The organism is Sunxiuqinia sp. A32, assembly GCF_052690465.1.
On sequence record NZ_JBQYLI010000005.1, the window covers coordinates 70,705 to 89,296 of the forward strand.

The 18,592-nt window shown below is 39.0% G+C and carries 10 protein-coding genes; all 10 read right to left on the reverse strand.

Translation table 11 applies throughout. The features are described 5' to 3' along the window. Positions 1 to 23: 23 nt before the first annotated feature. Entirely contained in the window at positions 24 to 2,588 is a 2,565-nt protein-coding gene (locus ACUNWD_RS06555) for a sugar-binding domain-containing protein (RefSeq protein WP_445586987.1), read from the reverse strand. 243 nt (positions 2,589 to 2,831) lie between these two features. Next, on the reverse strand, positions 2,832 to 4,463 hold the full coding sequence (locus ACUNWD_RS06560) for a RagB/SusD family nutrient uptake outer membrane protein (protein WP_445586988.1): 1,632 nt from the start codon (positions 4,461 to 4,463) through the stop codon (positions 2,832 to 2,834). A gap of 18 nt (positions 4,464 to 4,481) precedes the next feature. Continuing rightward, on the reverse strand, positions 4,482 to 7,844 hold the full coding sequence (locus ACUNWD_RS06565; protein WP_445586989.1) for a SusC/RagA family TonB-linked outer membrane protein: 3,363 nt from the start codon (positions 7,842 to 7,844) through the stop codon (positions 4,482 to 4,484). 233 nt (positions 7,845 to 8,077) lie between these two features. Then, positions 8,078 to 9,097 (reverse strand): FecR family protein, encoded by a 1,020-nt coding sequence (locus ACUNWD_RS06570; RefSeq protein ID WP_445586990.1) that lies wholly within the window; start codon positions 9,095 to 9,097, stop codon positions 8,078 to 8,080. Between the two features lie 95 nt (positions 9,098 to 9,192). Continuing rightward, the gene (locus ACUNWD_RS06575; protein WP_445586991.1) at positions 9,193 to 9,768 is read right to left on the reverse strand and encodes an RNA polymerase sigma-70 factor; all 576 of its coding nucleotides are present in this window, start codon (positions 9,766 to 9,768) and stop codon (positions 9,193 to 9,195) included. 214 nt (positions 9,769 to 9,982) lie between these two features. Beyond that, a complete protein-coding gene (locus ACUNWD_RS06580) occupies positions 9,983 to 10,816 on the reverse strand; it encodes a sugar phosphate isomerase/epimerase family protein (protein ID WP_445586992.1) in 834 nt (277 codons plus the stop codon). A gap of 48 nt (positions 10,817 to 10,864) precedes the next feature. Then, the gene (locus ACUNWD_RS06585) at positions 10,865 to 12,301 is read right to left on the reverse strand and encodes a Gfo/Idh/MocA family oxidoreductase (protein ID WP_445586993.1); all 1,437 of its coding nucleotides are present in this window, start codon (positions 12,299 to 12,301) and stop codon (positions 10,865 to 10,867) included. A 128-nt stretch (positions 12,302 to 12,429) separates the two neighbouring features. After that, positions 12,430 to 14,847 (reverse strand): hypothetical protein, encoded by a 2,418-nt coding sequence (locus ACUNWD_RS06590; protein WP_445586994.1) that lies wholly within the window; start codon positions 14,845 to 14,847, stop codon positions 12,430 to 12,432. A 24-nt stretch (positions 14,848 to 14,871) separates the two neighbouring features. Further along, positions 14,872 to 16,779 carry an MGH1-like glycoside hydrolase domain-containing protein gene (locus tag ACUNWD_RS06595; protein ID WP_445586995.1) on the reverse strand — a complete coding sequence of 636 codons (1,908 nt, stop codon included), beginning with the start codon at positions 16,777 to 16,779 and terminating at the stop codon, positions 14,872 to 14,874. 23 nt (positions 16,780 to 16,802) lie between these two features. Further along, positions 16,803 to 18,578: a hypothetical protein gene (locus ACUNWD_RS06600; protein ID WP_445586996.1), complete on the reverse strand. Its 1,776-nt coding sequence runs from the start codon at positions 18,576 to 18,578 to the stop codon at positions 16,803 to 16,805. Positions 18,579 to 18,592: the final 14 nt, after the last annotated feature.

Here is an 18,592-nt window from a genome sequence, read left to right on the forward strand (position 1 = left end):
TATAAATATTAGATTTTACAATATTATTTTTTGTTAGATTCAACAACGGTGATAGTTATTTCAGAATCTTTTAATCCAGTGGAAGAAGCTTTAATGTTGATGTTTCCAGGCTTTTCATTTGATTGGATATAGCCGAGAATTAGTCCGTTAAAAGCTTTCTTTATTTTTGAGGTTGGAGAAGTAAGGTCACTTTGGTTACCATTTTCTATTCCAATTAGTTTCCCTTCCCCCCTAACTTCAAATTGTATTTCATTGTCGGCTTCAGGAACAACTACTCCATATGCATCAACTATTTCTACTTTGGAATGAACGATATCATAACCATTTGCGGTAATACTGTTTTTATCAACTGATAGACGAAGTGCGGCCGGAGCCCCTGCAGTAGTTACAGTTGAAGTATAAACTATTTCGCCGTCCCTTTTCCCTACAGCTTTTAATGTTCCGGGTTCGTATGGGATATTCCATGTAAGATGCAAATCTGCTGTGTTACCATTTATCGGAGGTTTATCATAAGTATTCCAACCGCCAGAATTGCCCGGTCTGGGGAATTCCAGCTTTTGTTCGCCATATGATTTTCCATTTACAAACAACTCTACAGCATCGCAATTTGAATAGGCAATTACAGGTATTATTTCTCCTTCTATACCTGCCCAATTCCAATGAGGTAAGATGTGGATCATTGGATTATCGGTCCATTGGCTTTGATAAAAATAATACCCGTCTTTTGGAAAACCAGCCATATCAATCACTCCTGCATCAGAACCTTTACGTGGCCAACGCGACTCTCCTAAATAATCAATACCTGTCCACATAAAGTCACCACAGACATAGTCACGTGTTGCCGTAAATTTCCATAATTGCTCAGCTCGTATCATGCCATTGTTATATGCAAGCCCATGTTTATTATTATTTTTCCCATCCAGCGAATAAGCTCCCCGATCACCACGCACACTCACATTTTCTGTTCCAATCATAATCCAATCCGGATGATTGATTTTATCGATGCTGTAGTACTGCTCTCGTCTTTCGTGCCAGCGATCCACATAATTGTATCCAACAACATCTTCCATTTCAAGAAAAGGAAGCAAGGCAGCACGGCCATCATCCTCAATCCGATCATTTGCAGTAGTCACTGGCCTGGTTGGTCCTTCGCGATGAAATACATCGAGCAATTGCTTCAGAACTTCCTGTCCACGCGTTGTTGACTGTTCTGGAATCTCATTACCAGCGCTCCAGATCACAACTGAAGGGTGGTTTCTATCACGATGAATAAAGGATATTAAGTCATTTTCCCAATTCTCTTTAAAGTATAAATGATATGCTGAAGTCGTATTGCCTTTTGCCTCTTCCCATTCATCAAAAGGTTCGTCCATCACCAGGAAGCCCATCCTGTCACATAAATCCATAAATTCGGGAGCCATTGCATTGTGCGAGGTGCGTATGGCGTTGCATCCCATCTCCTTCAATATTTTAAATCGTCTTTCCCAAACCTGCACCGGAACAGCAGCCCCAAAACAACCAGCATCATGATGTAGGCAAACCCCGTTCATTTTAACTTGCTCTCCATTTAGCAAAAATCCTTTCATCGCATCAAATTCAATTGAACGAATTCCGAAAGGGGTTTCAAAATTGTCAACGATCTTTCCGTTTACAGTAATTGATGAATTCAAGGTATACATCGAAGGAAAATCAACGGACCACAAAGACGGATTGTTTACATTTACAAACTGAGTAAATTCTTTCTTTTCACCTGTGTTGACTATTATAGAATTTTTGGTCTCTACCACAACTTTTCCCTGGCTGTCAACGATCCGGGAACTCAAGACCGCATTTTTCACTTCGGAATAATTATTCTCAACTATTGTTTTTATGCAGACAGTCGCCGATAAACTATCCACGAATGGCGTCGTAACATAGGTTCCCCATTGTGAAATATGTAACGGATTGGCAACATTTAGCCATACATGGCGGTATATTCCGGAACCGGAGTACCAACGGCTGTTGGTTTGTATTGAGTTATCAACTTTTACAGCTATCACATTTTCCCCGTCTTTCAAATAGGGGGTTATATCATAGTAAAAACTAATATAACCGTTCGCATGCTTCCCTAGATAATTTCCGTTGATCCAAACCTCGCTGTTCATGTAAACTCCATCAAACTCAATCCAACAATTTTGTGAACCTTTGGAAATATTAAAATGCTTGCGATACCAACCGATCCCAGTCGGTAAATATCCGCCGCTACCGCCTGTACTGGCATGTTCATCGTATTCTCCTTCAATACTCCAGTCATGAGGAAGTGTTAATAAGCGCCATGACTCATCATTAAAATCAATATTTTCTGCACCGGAAATATCTCCCTGGTTGAATTTCCAGCTTTCGTCAAATAATATCCGTTGCCGCGAATTTTTATCGAATTTGATATTGGAAGAATGTGCATTAATATTTAACGAAACCAATACAAAACAACTTATTCCAAAGATTATCGTTTTGTTGATTTTGTTTTTATTTTTCATAAATCGCTCTTGTGCCCAAATTGAAAATCCGGCAAAACCACAAATAAGAGTAAACAGTAACTTTTTCATCATAAACAACATGTGATTAGTTAATCAGGTTATAATTAAGCATATAGAGTCAAGTTAGCTATGAAATTGAATTTCTATTTTGACTAATTATAAAGTCAATTCTCTATAAACATATTTTACATAAAAGATAGAAAACTGGATTCAATTTTAACAATAAATCCAACTTGCAATTAAAATTTTAAATTACAGTTAATAAAAAAATGCTACCTAACCATTTCGGGTGAAGTAGCATTATCAAATTACAAATTAATTATCCTGCTCGTAATTAGATCGCTCAAAAAACTGTGTAAGCGTTTTTCCGTATGATTCGGCCTGTTGAACCGCGTAATCAGGAATCGGAATATATTGGCTGGTTGGAGCAACTCCTTTAATAGCCATACAATTGTGGCGATATTTATTAAAGCGAATCAAATCAATCTTCCTACCACCTTCATAAAGTAATTCATGACCTCGTTCAGCCAAAAGGGCATCCATAAAACCATCGTAGCTCGCAATTGCATCTCCACTCAATGGTGCAAGGCCAGCCCTTGCCCTCACATCATTCACCCCTTGCATAGCTTCACCAGTCGGAACCGCATTCGTTTTTCGGGCTATAGCTTCTGCATACATCAGCAACACATCTGCCCAACGTGCAAGTGGAATATCAGTTGGCTGGAACTGGTTAGGTATTTCAATCGGATATTTATTGATAATAAAACCTGACCACTTAACACCAATATCATCAACAGTTATATTTGTTCTGGCAGCATCATTTTGAACATACGATGTCAGAATCACATTTTTACGCAAATCTCCCGGTTCATAAGTATCGTAATAAGCAGGAGCAACATTATAAGATTGGCTCCAGCCTCCTCCCTGATATACAAACGGAGTAGGTATTGTATTTTCTGCATCGGCATATTTCGATGCATTATTAGGTACAACATACCACGATAATGGATTAAAATTTCCATTAGTACCCGATCCATCCCCTGATTCACTTGTAGAAACGGCCATAATAACTTCATTATTGAATTTATTTGCCTGTTTAAACTGGTCAGCATAAGCTGCATCGTCACCATTGGTATACAGGCCATATCCTGAATCTTTCAACTCATTGTACATTTGTATTGCTTTGTCGTAATAGCCATTCATATACGAACCTTCATTTAAATAATGGCGCATTAAACAAAATCGGGCATAATCAGCAGTGTACCTTCCCTTTGGAGCAGTAGCAGCCATATTGGCTAGACCGTATTCCATATCTGCAGTGATCCATTCTGTCATCTGAGTCAGCGTTGGGCGTTCAAGATTTTGTTCGTCTTCCAAATTACCAACCATTGAGGGATCAAGAATAACTGGAACGGGGCCGTAAATATGCATCAAATAATACATCATCATGCCGCGCAGAAATCGTGCTTCTCCAATGAAATTTTTCTTTTTTGTATCCGATAGCACTGTTGCATCCTCCAGAACACCAATTATTTCAGTAAAACGAGTAATATCCCTCAGCTTCTCGAAATACGGAGGATTGCCGTTATCTGAACGTTTGAAGTAAACAAAATCGGCAAAATTGACTTCTGAATATTTCCGCCTCGAACTACCTCCGTTATTCACCTCCCATGGAGCACAGTAATCTGAGGTAGCATCAAATTGACATATGTGACCATCTCCCGCAACATAGAAACCATGCTGCCATGATCCTCCGGTTAAGTTATAACTCCAGTTCACTGAAAAAGGTATATAACAAGTCATCAGGTAAGCTTCATAATCTGATTCCGTTTTCGGGAAATTCGACGTAAAAAGCTTACCATACATTTGAGGTTCAAAGTTCTCTTCGCAACTACTTAAAAGCAATGTAATTGAAACTAAAATTGAAAATATGATATTATTTTTCATAATTATACTGTCTTTTAATTATAATGTGATTTTAACCCCTGCAGAGAAGGTCCTGGTCTGTGGATATTCGGCTTTCCCTCCTTTGTAGTTTCCACCTGTGTATACTTCCGGATCGAATCCTTCGAAATTGGTAAAGGTTAACGGGTTCTGTGCATCAATATAAATCCGGACGTTACTTACATACTGGCCAATTTCACCTAATACTTTCCCGGAGATATTATATCCAAGGGTAATATTTCTTACCCGAACGAACGAAGCATTTTGATATCCGACATCAGTTCCGGCACTACCGGGAAGTGTCACGGAAGCCAGATCCCATGCAATTCCAGGTTGCGTTCCATTCGGATTGGTTTGCGAATTCCACATATCAAAAGCGAAAGAATTTGAATTACTTATTGAGTTGGCCAGTTTAATTGCAGAAGCCCAATCACGTGCATAATTGTATTTATTCACACCAAGTTGCGAATATAAAAAGATATCCAGATCGAACTTTTTATAATTAAATGTATTACCAAAACCAAAATAAAGTTTGGGAACCTCGTTTGACATCTTGATATCATCAGTAGTTATTTCACCATCGTTATTTTGATCAACAATGATCGGATAACCAGGACTTTGTGCAGCTTCTGGCTGAGAATCAGGCATATTACTCATATCGGCATTGATTATTCCACTTGTTTCGTAATAATAACGGGCGTTTGAAGCTACTTCACCCTGAATTTCGTAAGCGTTATAGTCATAATTTGGCATTCGTTCAATCCATAATGAGTTGTACCTGGAAAGCGTCAAGACAGTGGTCCACAGAAAATCCTCAGTCTGCAAATTCTTAGAGTTCACGGTAGCATCCCAACCTTTTCGCTGCAAATGGGCCCCGTTAATCGGATAAGTTCCAAACATAGACAAACCTGCGGTATTGGCATATCCTAGCATATCGGTGATATCATTTTGGAAAACATCTAAACTACCCCAAACTTTATCTCTTAAAATGGAGAAGTCGATCCCAATATTTTTCATGGTAGTTTTTTGCCAGCTCACATTTGGGTAATCAATACCGTTTGTAACAATGGGAATATATTTAATAGTATTGTTCTCAAACATGACTTGATTTCCAAAGGGTCCAAAAGTACCGTATAACGATGTTCCCAGATTATCGCTGCCGGTCTCACCATAACTAGCTCTGACTTTTAAAAGGTTTATCCAGGAAACACCGTTCATGAACGATTCGTTTGAAACTTTCCAAGCAGCTGAAAATGAAGGAAAAAATGCATATTTTTTATCTGGAAAAAATTTATCTGTACCATCGCGACGAAGCGTAAATGCAATAACATAGCGATCAATAAAATCAAAATTAGCACGAATGAACTGAGAACGTTTTTCGTTGGCACTACGATACGATCCGGGGGAAACAACTCCGGTTACCGAACTAAGGTTATCATTCTGAATGGCATCGTGCTGTCCATCATAGGCCACATTCATCCCATCGTAATTGTTCTTATATTTTCCCATTCCCACTACGGCATCCATATTCAAAAAATCATTAAAACGTTTCCTGAATGATAAAGTCGCTTCCATTGTTTGATTCAAGCGGTTGTCTGTTCCCAGATTACCACGCGATTTGTACATATTGTCGAAATAAACATATGAGGGAATAAAAGTTGTTCGACGTGAATTTTCGAGATTGTTACCGTAAAGGAATTTGGCTGCCAGCATATTTTTGATTAAATCAATATCAGCCGAAAAATTCAGGTATGTACCGTTTGTTGTTGTTTTGTCGAGAATGTCTTCCATGGCAACCGGATTTGGTACATTCATAAAAAGAGTATAATTACCATTTTCATCTTTTAGCGGTAGATTCGAAGGATAGGTCAGAGCTGCAGCTAATGCACCCATAGCCTGTTCTCCACGCCCATTAGTTGTTCCTCCAACAGTTGAGTTGTTGTAACTATTCCGGTTCACATTGATAGCTGAACTTAGCTTGACAAAGGAGTTCAACTGGTATGAAACATTACTTCTCAGCGCGTAACGTTCCATGTTTGAATTTGACACTGAACCACTCTGGTTGAAATAGTTACCCGAAATATAGTAGTTCACCAATTTAGATCCACCATTGATTATAATGTTATGGTTGGCAATACTTCCGTTTCTCAACACTTCATTTTTCCAATCTGTGGTTTGTGCGCTGGCAATCTCACTGTCACTATATGGAGCGGTCCATCCACTATTGTAAACATTTGGCCCATATGGTGCCATGTTGTTGTTATACAGGTATTGTTCCTTGTTAAAAACATTGACTAGCCCCATGTATTGCTGTGCATTCAGAATATCAAGATATTTATAGTTCATGACAACTGACTGGCTGCCATCGTAAGAAACCTTAAGCGGACCTTCTTTTCCCTTTTTAGTTGTAATGAGAATTACCCCATTAGCAGCACCAATACCATAAATTGAAGCAGATGCATCTTTTAAAATCTCGACGGACTCAATATCCTCAGGATTTAACCCAGCCAGTCCGGAACGATTAACTGCTGCTGGAGTCACTGTCATTGAACCACCCGATCCACCTTCAAGCGAACTACTTGGCATCATAACCCCATCAACAATATAGATAGGTTCGCCTGCTCCGCGAATTGATATATCAACATTTCCACCAGGTTGCGCACTGGCAACAGTTGCCTGTAAGCCACCAGCACGCCCCATCATTAATTGAGTCATGTTGCTACTTGCTGCCTTTGTAATTTCATCAGTTTTAACCTTCGAAATTGAAGTTGTTAGGTTTTTTTTAGATGTGGTACCATAGCCTACAGCGATAACTTCTTCAATACCTATTGACTCTTCTTCCAGCGTAACATCAATAATTGTATCATTACCCACAAAAATTTCCTGGGTTTTCATTCCAACAAAAGAGACGACTATTGTTGCTCCGCTTTGTACTTTGGACAAGCTATAGTTACCATCCATATCAGTGATTACGCCAGTTGTAGAACCTTTAATTACAATTGTTACTCCAGGAAGTGGCAAACCATTCTCATCTGTGATTGTTCCTTGTATTGTTTTTTCCTGCTGCTGCAGAAAATCGTTAGTGATTGACGTTAGCGCAATTAACCTGTTATCGATTCTATATGTAACATTAGTACTTTCAAAAATCTTATCTAAAATTTGTTCAACTGATTGTTTTTCTGCGCTTATTGAAACTTTTCGGGTTACATCTATCTTGTGAGCCTCATAAATAAAATAATACTCAGACTGATTTTCAATAATATCCAATATCCTCTCCACTGTGACATCAGCCATATTAAGATCAAATCTATTGCTTTGCGAATAGCTCTCAGTTGCATAAATTTGCCCAATAAATGTTATGAGCATTAGTACTATTAGTCTCATCACTCTTGATAATTTAGATCCCCAAAGCTTATACAAGCCAGGAATCAATAAAAAACATTTTTTTTTCATAAATTTGTTAAAATTTGGATTCTCAATTCAAATTGTAAATGCCAGCTGATAATGTGAAATTCGAAGGCATTAAAATCTAAAGGAGGTGTTGTCGCATCTCCTTTTTTCAATTTTCTTTAGTCAGGAAATAATTCTCATAGGCAAGCTTTTTTAAATTCTTAATTTTAGTTTGATAGTATTACTTTTTCAGGGATTTCCGGATCTTTACTATGAATAATCTGATATTCAACCGAGCAAGTATATCTGATCAACTCAAATATTTCCTCAACACTTTGATTTACAATAGTAGCATTAAACACCAGATTATAAATTTCTTTGTTTCTCACATCAATTTTAATGTTATACCACCTTTCCAATTTTTCAAGGACTTCATTCATTGGATCATTTTTAAAGATCAGGATTCCATCTTTCCAAGAGGTATACTTATAAATATCAACTTGACTAACATTCAACCCAACATTTTCAGTGTCAAACTCAAGCTTTTCACCTGGATTTAATATTTGTCTGAATGACTTATAATTATCATGAGTAAGTTCAACCTTTCCTTCCTGCAATACGATCTCTATATTAGTATGATCAGGATATGCATTAACGTCGAATTTTGTTCCAAGAACTGTCACATTCAGGTCTCTACAATTTACTATCAATGGAAGCTCTTCATTATGTTCTACTTGAAAAAAGGCTTGCCCTTCAATTTCAACGTCTCTGTTATCAATAGAAAAATGATTGTTATAAGTGATGGTCGTACCTGAATTTAACCAAACAACAGATTGATCAGGTAGCACTATCTTGGAGTTTTGACCAAGAGGGGTAGTAAAAGTTGTGTAAAGTAATTTTCCTGAATCTGTGGAAGAGAATTCATATCTCAAAATTCCAGATAAACTTCCTATACCAATAATCATAAAAATTACTGCCGCAATTTTCCATTTCCTAATAGTTTGTTCAAGTTTGACGAATGCCAATTTACCAGAATATTTTTGCCAAGCTTTTTGCCTGTCGATTTTTTCGTACTCGTCAATTTTCTCTGAGATATGCTTTTCATTCTTTAATTGACTAAAAATTAACCGATTGCTCTCCTCTCTCTCTACAATCTTTTTTAGTTCTTCTAACTCCCTTGATTTTTCTTTACCAAGTAGATATTTGCCAATCAAAGAACCATACTTAATCGCATCAGATATTTTCATGTAGCCAATTCTAATATTAAAAAATTAAACTCGCGTTTGGTATTAAAACGACAACGCTCATTAATAGGACTACACAGAAAAAGATATTTTTGAGTTTATTTTAAGGAAGGAGTGATTTTAGATATAATATAATATAAGAATATATCTTTAAGATTATTCCTCAACACCCTATAGGCGCGGGCCTTATGAGTTCTAATGGTATTAATACTGATATCCAGCATACGAGCAATTTCTTCATTTGGAATATCTTTCATCGCCAATAACAAAACTTTCTTTCCCATATTTGGAAGTTTGTCAATCTCACGATGCACTTGACTATATGCCTCAGCTTTTATAATTTCTTCAATAAATGAATCGGAAACCTCATCATCATTTCTTTTATATTCAAGATATCTTTCTTCAACCTTAATATGTTTTAGATAATCAAGGCATGAATTTCGAACAGATTTATATATAAAGCTTTTTGCTGCAAGCAGGTTTTGAATTTTTTTTTGTTTTTGCCATAAAGCAATGAAAACATCCTGAACAATATCTTCGCAAACTGATAAATCAGAAATATATTTGTTGGCAAATAAAGATAACTCAGAAAAATAAGAAAAAAAGAATTCCTTCAAATCAATACGACTCCCATCGACAAACCTCAATTCCGTATTTTCATAAAGATCATTCATTGAAATCCTTTTCGTACCCAATTCTAATATGTATTTGGGTAAATAACAATTACTCTTATATAGTATATACCCAAAATTGGAAGCCAATTTAGTAAAATTAGTTAGCCCAGCATATCACAATATTAAAATAATCTTCTTTCATAAGTGGTTAAAATTTTTCAATAAAGGCAGAACTCACAATGAATTCTGCCTTTCATATCTAACTTTCGATCTGCTATTTCTGTGTTACTGCAATTACTCCACGAAAATATCCAATTGATTCAGCAATCCCCATAAAAGGATTGTCCATGTTTCTTTCATGCTCCAAACTTACAACCCCGGTATAATTTACTTTTCTCAACATCTTGACAAATGCAGGAAAATCAATAATCCCCCGGCCAACTTCAACTGAGTAACCTAATTTGGTGTCGCCAGTTACATCTTTTAGGTGAATATCAAATACGCGGCTTTGGTATTTCTTTAAATCTTTAACCGGATCTTTTCCATTTCGTGTATCATGACCAATATCCAAACACATACCGATTCTTGGATCAAGATCTTTTACATGCTCCCATACATCTTCAGCATCCTGGTATTTGTCAATATCTGGCCCATGTAAATGAATGGCTAGGTTAAATCCATATTCCTTCACCTTCTTATCAACATAAGGCAATAATTCGTATTCGGGCACACCAACAATTGTCTTAACACCAACTCTATCGGCATACTCAAAACACCTGTCAACTTCAGCTTCGGTTTTCATATACAAAGGACCTACAGCATATCCTGTTACTCCATTTTCTTTGAGTTTGGAATGAAAGGCAGCGATTTCTTCATCAGTACTATTCATTGGTAAATGAAAATCCTTTATACACAAGTAATGAACATCCGCACGCTTCATTGTCTCAAGTGTCTTATCCAGATCAAAACGCACAAAAGTAAAACCTGCCATACCAATTTTGAAAACTTCCTTGGTGTCAGGAGCAAGTTGTGGATCAGGCCTGTTTTGAGCAATTGTAGTAGCACCAATAAAAATGGTGACTAGTATAAAAGTTATTATCTTTCTCATCTTAGTTATCATTATCAGATTTTGATTATTTGTTAGTTGTTCAACAAATTAAAGTTTGTAAAACTCTTCCCATTCCTTACGTGGTGCCGTTCCTACCAGCATATCATTTGCAAGTTTACTATTGGTAATTGTTTTTGTTTTGCGGTCAAATTTAATCTTCATATTTAGCTGTTGCGCCAGTACCCCTAAATTAAATACCTGACTTAATGGCCCGGCAATATCAAATGATGAACGACACTTTTCTTGTCCTTTACAAGCTAACAAAAAGTTTTTAAAGTGATTTGATGGACTAGCTGGAACAGCTGGCAATTTAGATTCCATCTCTTTAGCCTTTTCAGCTGGAATAATAGATAAAGTACTTCCATGTGATCCGCCTTTAAAGGTGAGATCCTTACCGTAGATTATTTTTCCGGGATTCAATTTAGCAGGTTGAATTTTACCATTACTGGCCGCCGGAATATTTGGATCAAGTTCGGAAACTCCATATCCTTCAGGTACCGAAGGAACATTATTTACACCATCATACCAGGTAATTACACACTTTGGCATTTTTCCCCGCTTTGGAAATTTAAATGCCAATGTTGATGCCTGTGGAAAAAAGAATTTATTATGTCCTTCAATTTTCACAGGGTCAACTTCGTAAGGTAATCCCAGATCTAAAAACTGATGAGCAGTGTCCATGATATGGGCTCCCCAGTCTCCTAATGCCCCCATGCCAAAGTCGTACCAGCAGCGCCATTGTCCATTGATATAATCTTTGTCGTAATCATGATATTTGGCAGCAGACAACCAGGTATCCCAAGCTAAAGTTTCCGGTATTGGCATTCCTGAAGGGAAATTAGTAATTCCGGTATCCCATCCGTGCCAACGACGTGCACCATTCATGTGGGCAGTTATGGCGGTCACATCTTTAATAATTCCAGCTTCTGTCCATGCTTTAAACTGAAAATAATTTGCATCTGAGTGCCCCTGGTTCCCCATCTGCGTTGCCACTTTGTACTTTTCAGCTCCTTTCATCATTAATTCAACCTCGTTAAAAGTACGGGCCATTGGCTTCTCCACATAAACATTCTTCCCTAAACTCATAGCCAACATTGTGATAGGAAAATGAGAATGATCGGGAACACCAACTAAGACGGCATCAATTTGACTTCCCATCTTATCAAACATTTTTCTGAAATCCTGAAATCTTGGAACTTTAGGAAATTTACCAAGTACATTCTGGGTATGCTTAGCCCCCATATCCACATCACACAAAGCAACAATATTTGCTAATCCTGTATTGTAGATATCCATTATGATTTGGCCACCTCTATTACCGATTCCGCAACAGGCTACATTTACCCGTTCATTCGCGCTTGCAAGTTTTGAAATTGGCAATACTGATCCAGATACAGATTTTACCATCATTGATGGAAATGCAGCAGCAGCGCTAATTGCCAAGGTTTTCTTTAAAAACTTGCGCCTTGATTCATCTTGTTTCATTGTTATTATTTTTTTAAGTTATATAGTTGGTTTAAAACATCTAATACTAGCTTCAACCTAATTAAGTTTAGAAGCCTTTAGCCACTCAAATTCTCATCGAATCGACTCGCAACAAAAGTTCACTATCACTAGTATATTTTCATTGTTTTCTTCTGAAAAGGGATTGGATAGGAGGTAATATAAACCGATGGCTTAAAATCGAGATTGTCGCTATCAAACCCGAGAACAAAAACTTCAAGCTTTTTACCAAGCATCTCTTTGCTTAATGGGAAATAGTAAGTATAATTCCGGTCTGTTTCCCTCACTTTTCCTTCCCAAACATTACTTCTAAACGATGGAGCACGATCGGGGCAGCCATAATATTCTCCATCAATTTTGAGTCCGGCAAAAGCCCCTTCCTTTCCGTGTACTCCTTCCAAAGCAACACACAGGTAACTACCTTCAGGTATTTCCCCGAGAGTTACCGGAAGCGACCACGCTTTTTCAGTAGAAAAGCCCGAATTATTTTGATTTTTAGAGTACGAGTTGAAAAGATTTGACGCTCTCCAGTTCGAACGATCAACTACAACTCCATTCTTATAACCAACGATTTCAGAAATCCTCATCGGTGCAGGATGTAACTTTACATATCGAATTTCCCCAAACGACGAAAAGTCGATTTTCATTGATTTGCCCGAGATAAAAAAAGCTTCTTGCCACGAAACCAGGTCTTTCGACACAAGTGCATTGTGGCCTTCTTCCGCTTTCAAAGGGTAAAGTGAAAAATCATCTTTTGTCTGAATCACCAAAGAATCCAAATCCAGCGGCATGCCAAAGTCCAAGCGAAACGTTGTGGATTGAAGATTGACGCTATTCAAATTTGTCATCACAGAAAAGGCGGTAGAGGGATCTCCGCCAAACAGGTATTGATCCCAGGTTTCGCATCCCTTAAAAGTAGGTTGATTCAAGAATGCTTGCCGTGCAGCATTCACCTGCAGAATATTGCTACTTCCCGATCTTTTTAATTCACGTACTTCCAAGGAATTATTGTCCGCCGCAAAACAGGTTGCTTCGTAAATTGATTCCGCTCCAGCCGGAACCGGGCATTCCTGCATATCGCCTAATTTCCGGTGATAGGGAGATTTATATTTTTCACCATCGAACTGAACTTTAACCGATTTCCCCTTTAGCAAAGACGATGCATTTTCTCCATCAATTGTCACTGATTTATAAGCGGACAAGTCTCCGGTAAGTTTAATTTCTTTTTCCATTCCCGGCAAAGCCAATAACTGAACTATCAAGCTATCATTTCCTGCATTCGGGATAATTTGATAGTCAATACCCACTATGCCAAATTCGCTCTCTTCCGAGGAATCAGACAATTTTACAAGACAAGAACGAAAAGGCAAAACCTCAACCTCAACGGAAGAACCGTATTTGTATTCACCGATAATCCTTTCTGTCGGATGATAGGTGCGCACCATCACTTTTCCTGCGTCTTTCAACCCAACCGTTGAATCAAGTTTGACGGAGTATTGAACAGGCTCCCAACTCAAATTTCGGAGCGTAATAAAACGAGTATATTCATCGCCGCGCGAAACTGCGTTCACTCCGCATTCCTTTTCGGGCAACACCATGCCTGAAACCAAAATATCACGGTATTGCCGATGCAGATTAAAAATGCGCGCCAGCAAAGGATATTCATCATCTCTCAAAAACCAAGGATTTCCGTATATCTCGGGAGCCAGAATCAGATTGCGGTTGAAGGCCTGTAAAATGAGATCGTCTTCCCAATAATCCAAACACGACGAAAGGCAAACACCATGATCTTCGGTCAGGCGCGTCAGATTTGGAGGCAACTCCCTCGAAAGCGCTCCTGCCCGATGATGGGGGGCAGTTGTTTGGTTGGGCATGTGCACATCGATATACGTTTCGGCACCACCCAGCAAAAATGTGGTTGAATGAGGCATGCCCTTCCCTAAATTCAGACGATGATTCAGCAAAATCAAATCGGGCGAAAATTGCCGGCATTCGGTCATCATTCTGTCAAATGCATCATATTTTTCAGGACGAAGTTGCCCACACACGGCATCCATCTTGAAAAGTTCGAAATGGTAGTCTCTACAAAGACTGACCATCATATCCATCCGCTGCTTTTCTTCTTCCGGCGAATTGCCAAACCCGTCGGGGCCACCCCAGATTCCCAAACGCGTGTTCATTTCTTTCGCTTTGGAAACGATCGGCGCAAAACCATTTGGAAACTGTCGTTTAAAACGATCGGATTGAGTGCTTCCGTAGAAATTTTTCCCGTCAATTGCTCCGGCATCAAAAGCATAAATGTCCAGCGTCATCCCAAACCGGGTATTCAGCCATTTAAAAAATTCAAGATTGATAAATGTCTGTTCTTCTGTAGTACCTTCATTCGTATTATTAATCCACGAAAAATACTCCGACCGGGAAGCTGTTTTTTCATCAGCTCCCGGAAAAGTCTTTTGCTGAGCATTAGCGATGTTGCAAAATGCTAAAGTTAAGCATCCGAAAAGTAAGAGTTTTAGTTCTGTCATCATTAATCCCTTTTTTTGAAAGTCAGCTTATTTGGAATGAGGCAATTCCGGAGGCAAAACATATCCTTGTTCCATCAGTCCGATGTAGCTTAATAAAGCTCCCCAATAGTAGAATTTGTCGCTTCTTGGCGTATCATCACCCTGTCCGTTTGTTGAATTATAATTCTCGAATACGAATCCGTCAGACATCCAGCCTTTCAGCAAAAGATTCTTCGATTTTTCGGCCAACGAGATTCGTACATCCTCAAAATCATAGTTCTTTAGCCCGAGATAAACAAGAAAATTCAAAGGTGCCCAAATTCGCCCCCTCCAGTAATTATTGTCTTTAAATGCCGGATCATTACGAGGTGTTGCCGGAATTACCCATTTGCCCCAAAATTCATCCGGGTTTAATAAGTGTTCCTGAATCATCTTTGAGGCCTGTTCTTTCGAAGGAGCTCTCGCCAGTAATGGATAAAAATTTGTTGGAGAAGTTCTGGGATCAAGTAATCCGGTGTCGGTGTGCCTGTTATAGTACAAGCCTTTTTCATCATCCCACATCATGCTCATTTTTTGACGGTACACTTCTCCCCGACTCCTTAATTCTTTGGCATCTTTTTCATAGCCCAACTCATCTGCAATGGCCGCCAAATAATCGCAATCCATTACATATAACGACGACAATCCAACATCATTTAAAAGCATCATGTGCTTTTCCTTGTCGAACTTAATATTGTCGTACATCGGCGAATTGTCCAATCCCGATTCAAGCCCTGCTGCGTAAAGTTCGTTGATACCGCCACTCTCCCGTGCATGATAGGTTACTTTCTCAAATGGAGAGCTACCCCAGCACAAGAGCCCGTCAATGTTCCGGTTTTTATCCCACCATCTGTTCCATTGAAGTAATTTGTCGTAAAGCAGCTCCAGAAACCATTTTTCCTGGTATTTTTTGTAAATACTCCACACTGCCAAAGAACCAACTGGCGGCTGAGACCGGTCGCGCGATTTGAGGTCATTCCCGGTATAAAAATTCGGAACAAACCCTTTTTCTGTGACAGAATTGGTTATCTCAACCACATTGGCATAAGCAAGCTCTTTGTTGTCGGCAGCCAGCATCATTCCGGCAAAATAGGTATCCCAGCAAAACAATACAAAACCGCCAAATTCAGGATGATGACTCCATCTTACATTCCAGTTACGGCTTACCGGTGTAATAACTTTTCGAATTGAAGGATCAAAAATGTTATCCCAGGCCAGCACACTCTGCATCGCATTGTACTCCTCATAGCATTCGCCATACTTATCGCGGGTTCCCACAACAAAAGCTTCAGCTTTTTTTTCAATAAAATCCTGAACTTCTTCTATCGTTTTTTCTTCGCCACAGCAGATTGCCACCGGCTGATTTACTGACATAACGATTTCCTGATCATCTGCTTTCCGAAATTCCCCTCGCGTAGTAACCTGAAGTTTAATATCGAATCCGTACGGAGCTATTGAAAACTGGTCATTATCCAAAACAATTTTATTTGCCCTCATCCAAAGCGATTTTGGCACAATATGAAGTTGCCCACCATCCTTATTTCCTTCAAGAGGTGTAACCAGAATGAAATTTTTCAAGCCGTCGGATGCACTTTGTACCCGAAGTCTCTGCCCTTTCCATTCCAAAGAAACATCAGTGTAACTTCCATCGTATGAATGATGCCCGGGGTGCATCAGCGGGCTTCCGCCAATTCGGAAGGTATTAATACGATCCCCTTCCGCATCTGATAAGTTTAAATCTATAGCTGCGCCATAAGGCATTAACACCTGCGTTAATACACTTCGGGTATCCCAGGTATTCCATCCAGCTGCCAGCCCGCGTTGCAATTGATCGTATTGTTCCTGCGGAGTTATTTGTGCACGCGCATTCCAGCTGAAAAATGTAAGCAGAATAACTGTAATAATATTGTATTTCATTTCAGTAAGTTTTTAAGGTTGTATCAGTTCAGTTTCCTGTTGCGGTAAACATCCCACCCGTTCGTAATTTTATTGTGCAGATTTTTAGCCCGGTGAACATCTCTAATCCAGCTGTATTGTCCAACAGGTCCTTTAAAAGGGTACTTCTCCATTTCAGAAGAAACAGTGTCAATTTCATTTAAACCTTCGGTTGCAATCCTTTTAGCCTTTTCGTCACCCGGATAATTCAACCAGGTTCTGTATCCAAAGTATGCTTTTGCCGATGCCAGATAAAGCCTCGAGGTTAGCCAGGTACGTTCATACAGATGCAAAAGCTCTTCATAATCTTCATTGGAAGAGATTAATGGGTTAGCCTTTTTTATCTCGTCAATTGCCCACTTCGCTTTTTGCACGCCGTATTCCTTTTCAGTGATGACGTAGCCGAGATAAGTTTCATTCATCTTATCCACTTCAGATAACCATCCACTGTCAATAATCCAGGGCGATTCCTGGTAAAATACAGTGGATTTGCCATTGGCCTGATTTTTTGATTTATAGCGTGCCGGCGAAAGATTCTCGACAATATCTTTCCAGTAATGAAATTCTTTGTTTACCCCATGCCCGATATTGACAACCGGATTTTCGAGCCAAATGCCACTGCAATGGCGTCCATAGGTATTGGGATCTTCTAATTCGAGCGCACTATGAGAATTCATGTGCAAACCCAGTGTGTATAATACCGATTTGAAGATTTCCTCTGTCTCCAGAAATACCGGCTTCAGTATTTTCACAGCTGCATTCCCGTACTTTTGAGCAATAAATTCTGCTACTATCGAATCAGCACTTAATTCCGGATTTTCCGATATTCTTTTCAGGGCATAAAGGTTAACCTCCGTTGCACGACTAACGTTTTGGGTATCGCCATATCTGTCGGTTCGTGCGACATATCCGATTACATTCTTCTGAGTCGCAAAGTATCTCCACCTTTCGACCATCGTTTTTGGGAAAATACTGGCGATGATTCCCTGTCCGTTATATTCGTGCCCTAGGTCAAATTCAATAATCACATCTTTATTGAACCTGTTGATAAAAGAAGATACCGGATGTGTTAAGAAGAAGTCGTGCGGCACTTCCTTGGACATGATTTTAACTTTTGGATTTTGAACCAAATTCACACAGCCGAGCAACGATTCCAACTCGTTTCGGGTGTAAATAAAGGTCCGGATGTACAGCTCCAAACCCCTTTCATCAATAATAACACTTGCCAGCGAATCAACAAGGTTGGCGAGTTTTTCGGATTCTGTTTTCCATTTTTCAGAATACTGGTCTTCAACATGCGCCCCGGTTTCGATAAAAGTCATAACAATGCCATCCAATCCCGGCAAAGAATCCAGCATTGATCGGTAGTCATCTTTTATCCATTTCCAGAAAAGTGGGTTATCCAGATTAATCCGCCCATCCTTATTTTTAAACCGCTCAGGATAATAACTCAAACTGTACAAAGAATGATCCCACACCAAAACCTCTTCAATTCCTGCATGATGAGCAGCGTCCAGCAATTTCCTGGTTGGATGAAGTTTTTGCGGATTTCTCACATCCTTCAAATCCTTCATAAGATTGTGCGACAATTGCAAATGATTGATTTGATAATTTTCCGCATTCGAAATGACTAGCATCCCTTTGACCGTGTCATCAGAAAGGATATTCCAGCCTCTAATAGCCGGGATTGATTCCTCATCTACTTCGATCTTGTCATTTTTTACTGATTGACAAGCCGCAACGACGCAGATTAGAAAAAGTAGACTTATTTGCTTTATCATATTTATTCGGTCTA

Coding starts and splice junctions, on each gene's coding strand:
- ACUNWD_RS06560 (WP_445586988.1), bottom strand. CDS start 4,463: ATGAAAAATAATATCATATTTTCAATTTTAGTTTCAATTACATTGCTT.
- ACUNWD_RS06600 (WP_445586996.1), bottom strand. CDS start 18,578: ATGATAAAGCAAATAAGTCTACTTTTTCTAATCTGCGTCGTTGCGGCT.
- ACUNWD_RS06570 (WP_445586990.1), bottom strand. CDS start 9,097: ATGAAAATATCTGATGCGATTAAGTATGGTTCTTTGATTGGCAAATAT.
- ACUNWD_RS06555 (WP_445586987.1), bottom strand. CDS start 2,588: ATGATGAAAAAGTTACTGTTTACTCTTATTTGTGGTTTTGCCGGATTT.
- ACUNWD_RS06580 (WP_445586992.1), bottom strand. CDS start 10,816: ATGAGAAAGATAATAACTTTTATACTAGTCACCATTTTTATTGGTGCT.
- ACUNWD_RS06585 (WP_445586993.1), bottom strand. CDS start 12,301: ATGAAACAAGATGAATCAAGGCGCAAGTTTTTAAAGAAAACCTTGGCA.
- ACUNWD_RS06575 (WP_445586991.1), bottom strand. CDS start 9,768: ATGAATGATCTTTATGAAAATACGGAATTGAGGTTTGTCGATGGGAGT.
- ACUNWD_RS06595 (WP_445586995.1), bottom strand. CDS start 16,779: ATGAAATACAATATTATTACAGTTATTCTGCTTACATTTTTCAGCTGG.
- ACUNWD_RS06565 (WP_445586989.1), bottom strand. CDS start 7,844: ATGAGACTAATAGTACTAATGCTCATAACATTTATTGGGCAAATTTAT.
- ACUNWD_RS06590 (WP_445586994.1), bottom strand. CDS start 14,847: ATGATGACAGAACTAAAACTCTTACTTTTCGGATGCTTAACTTTAGCA.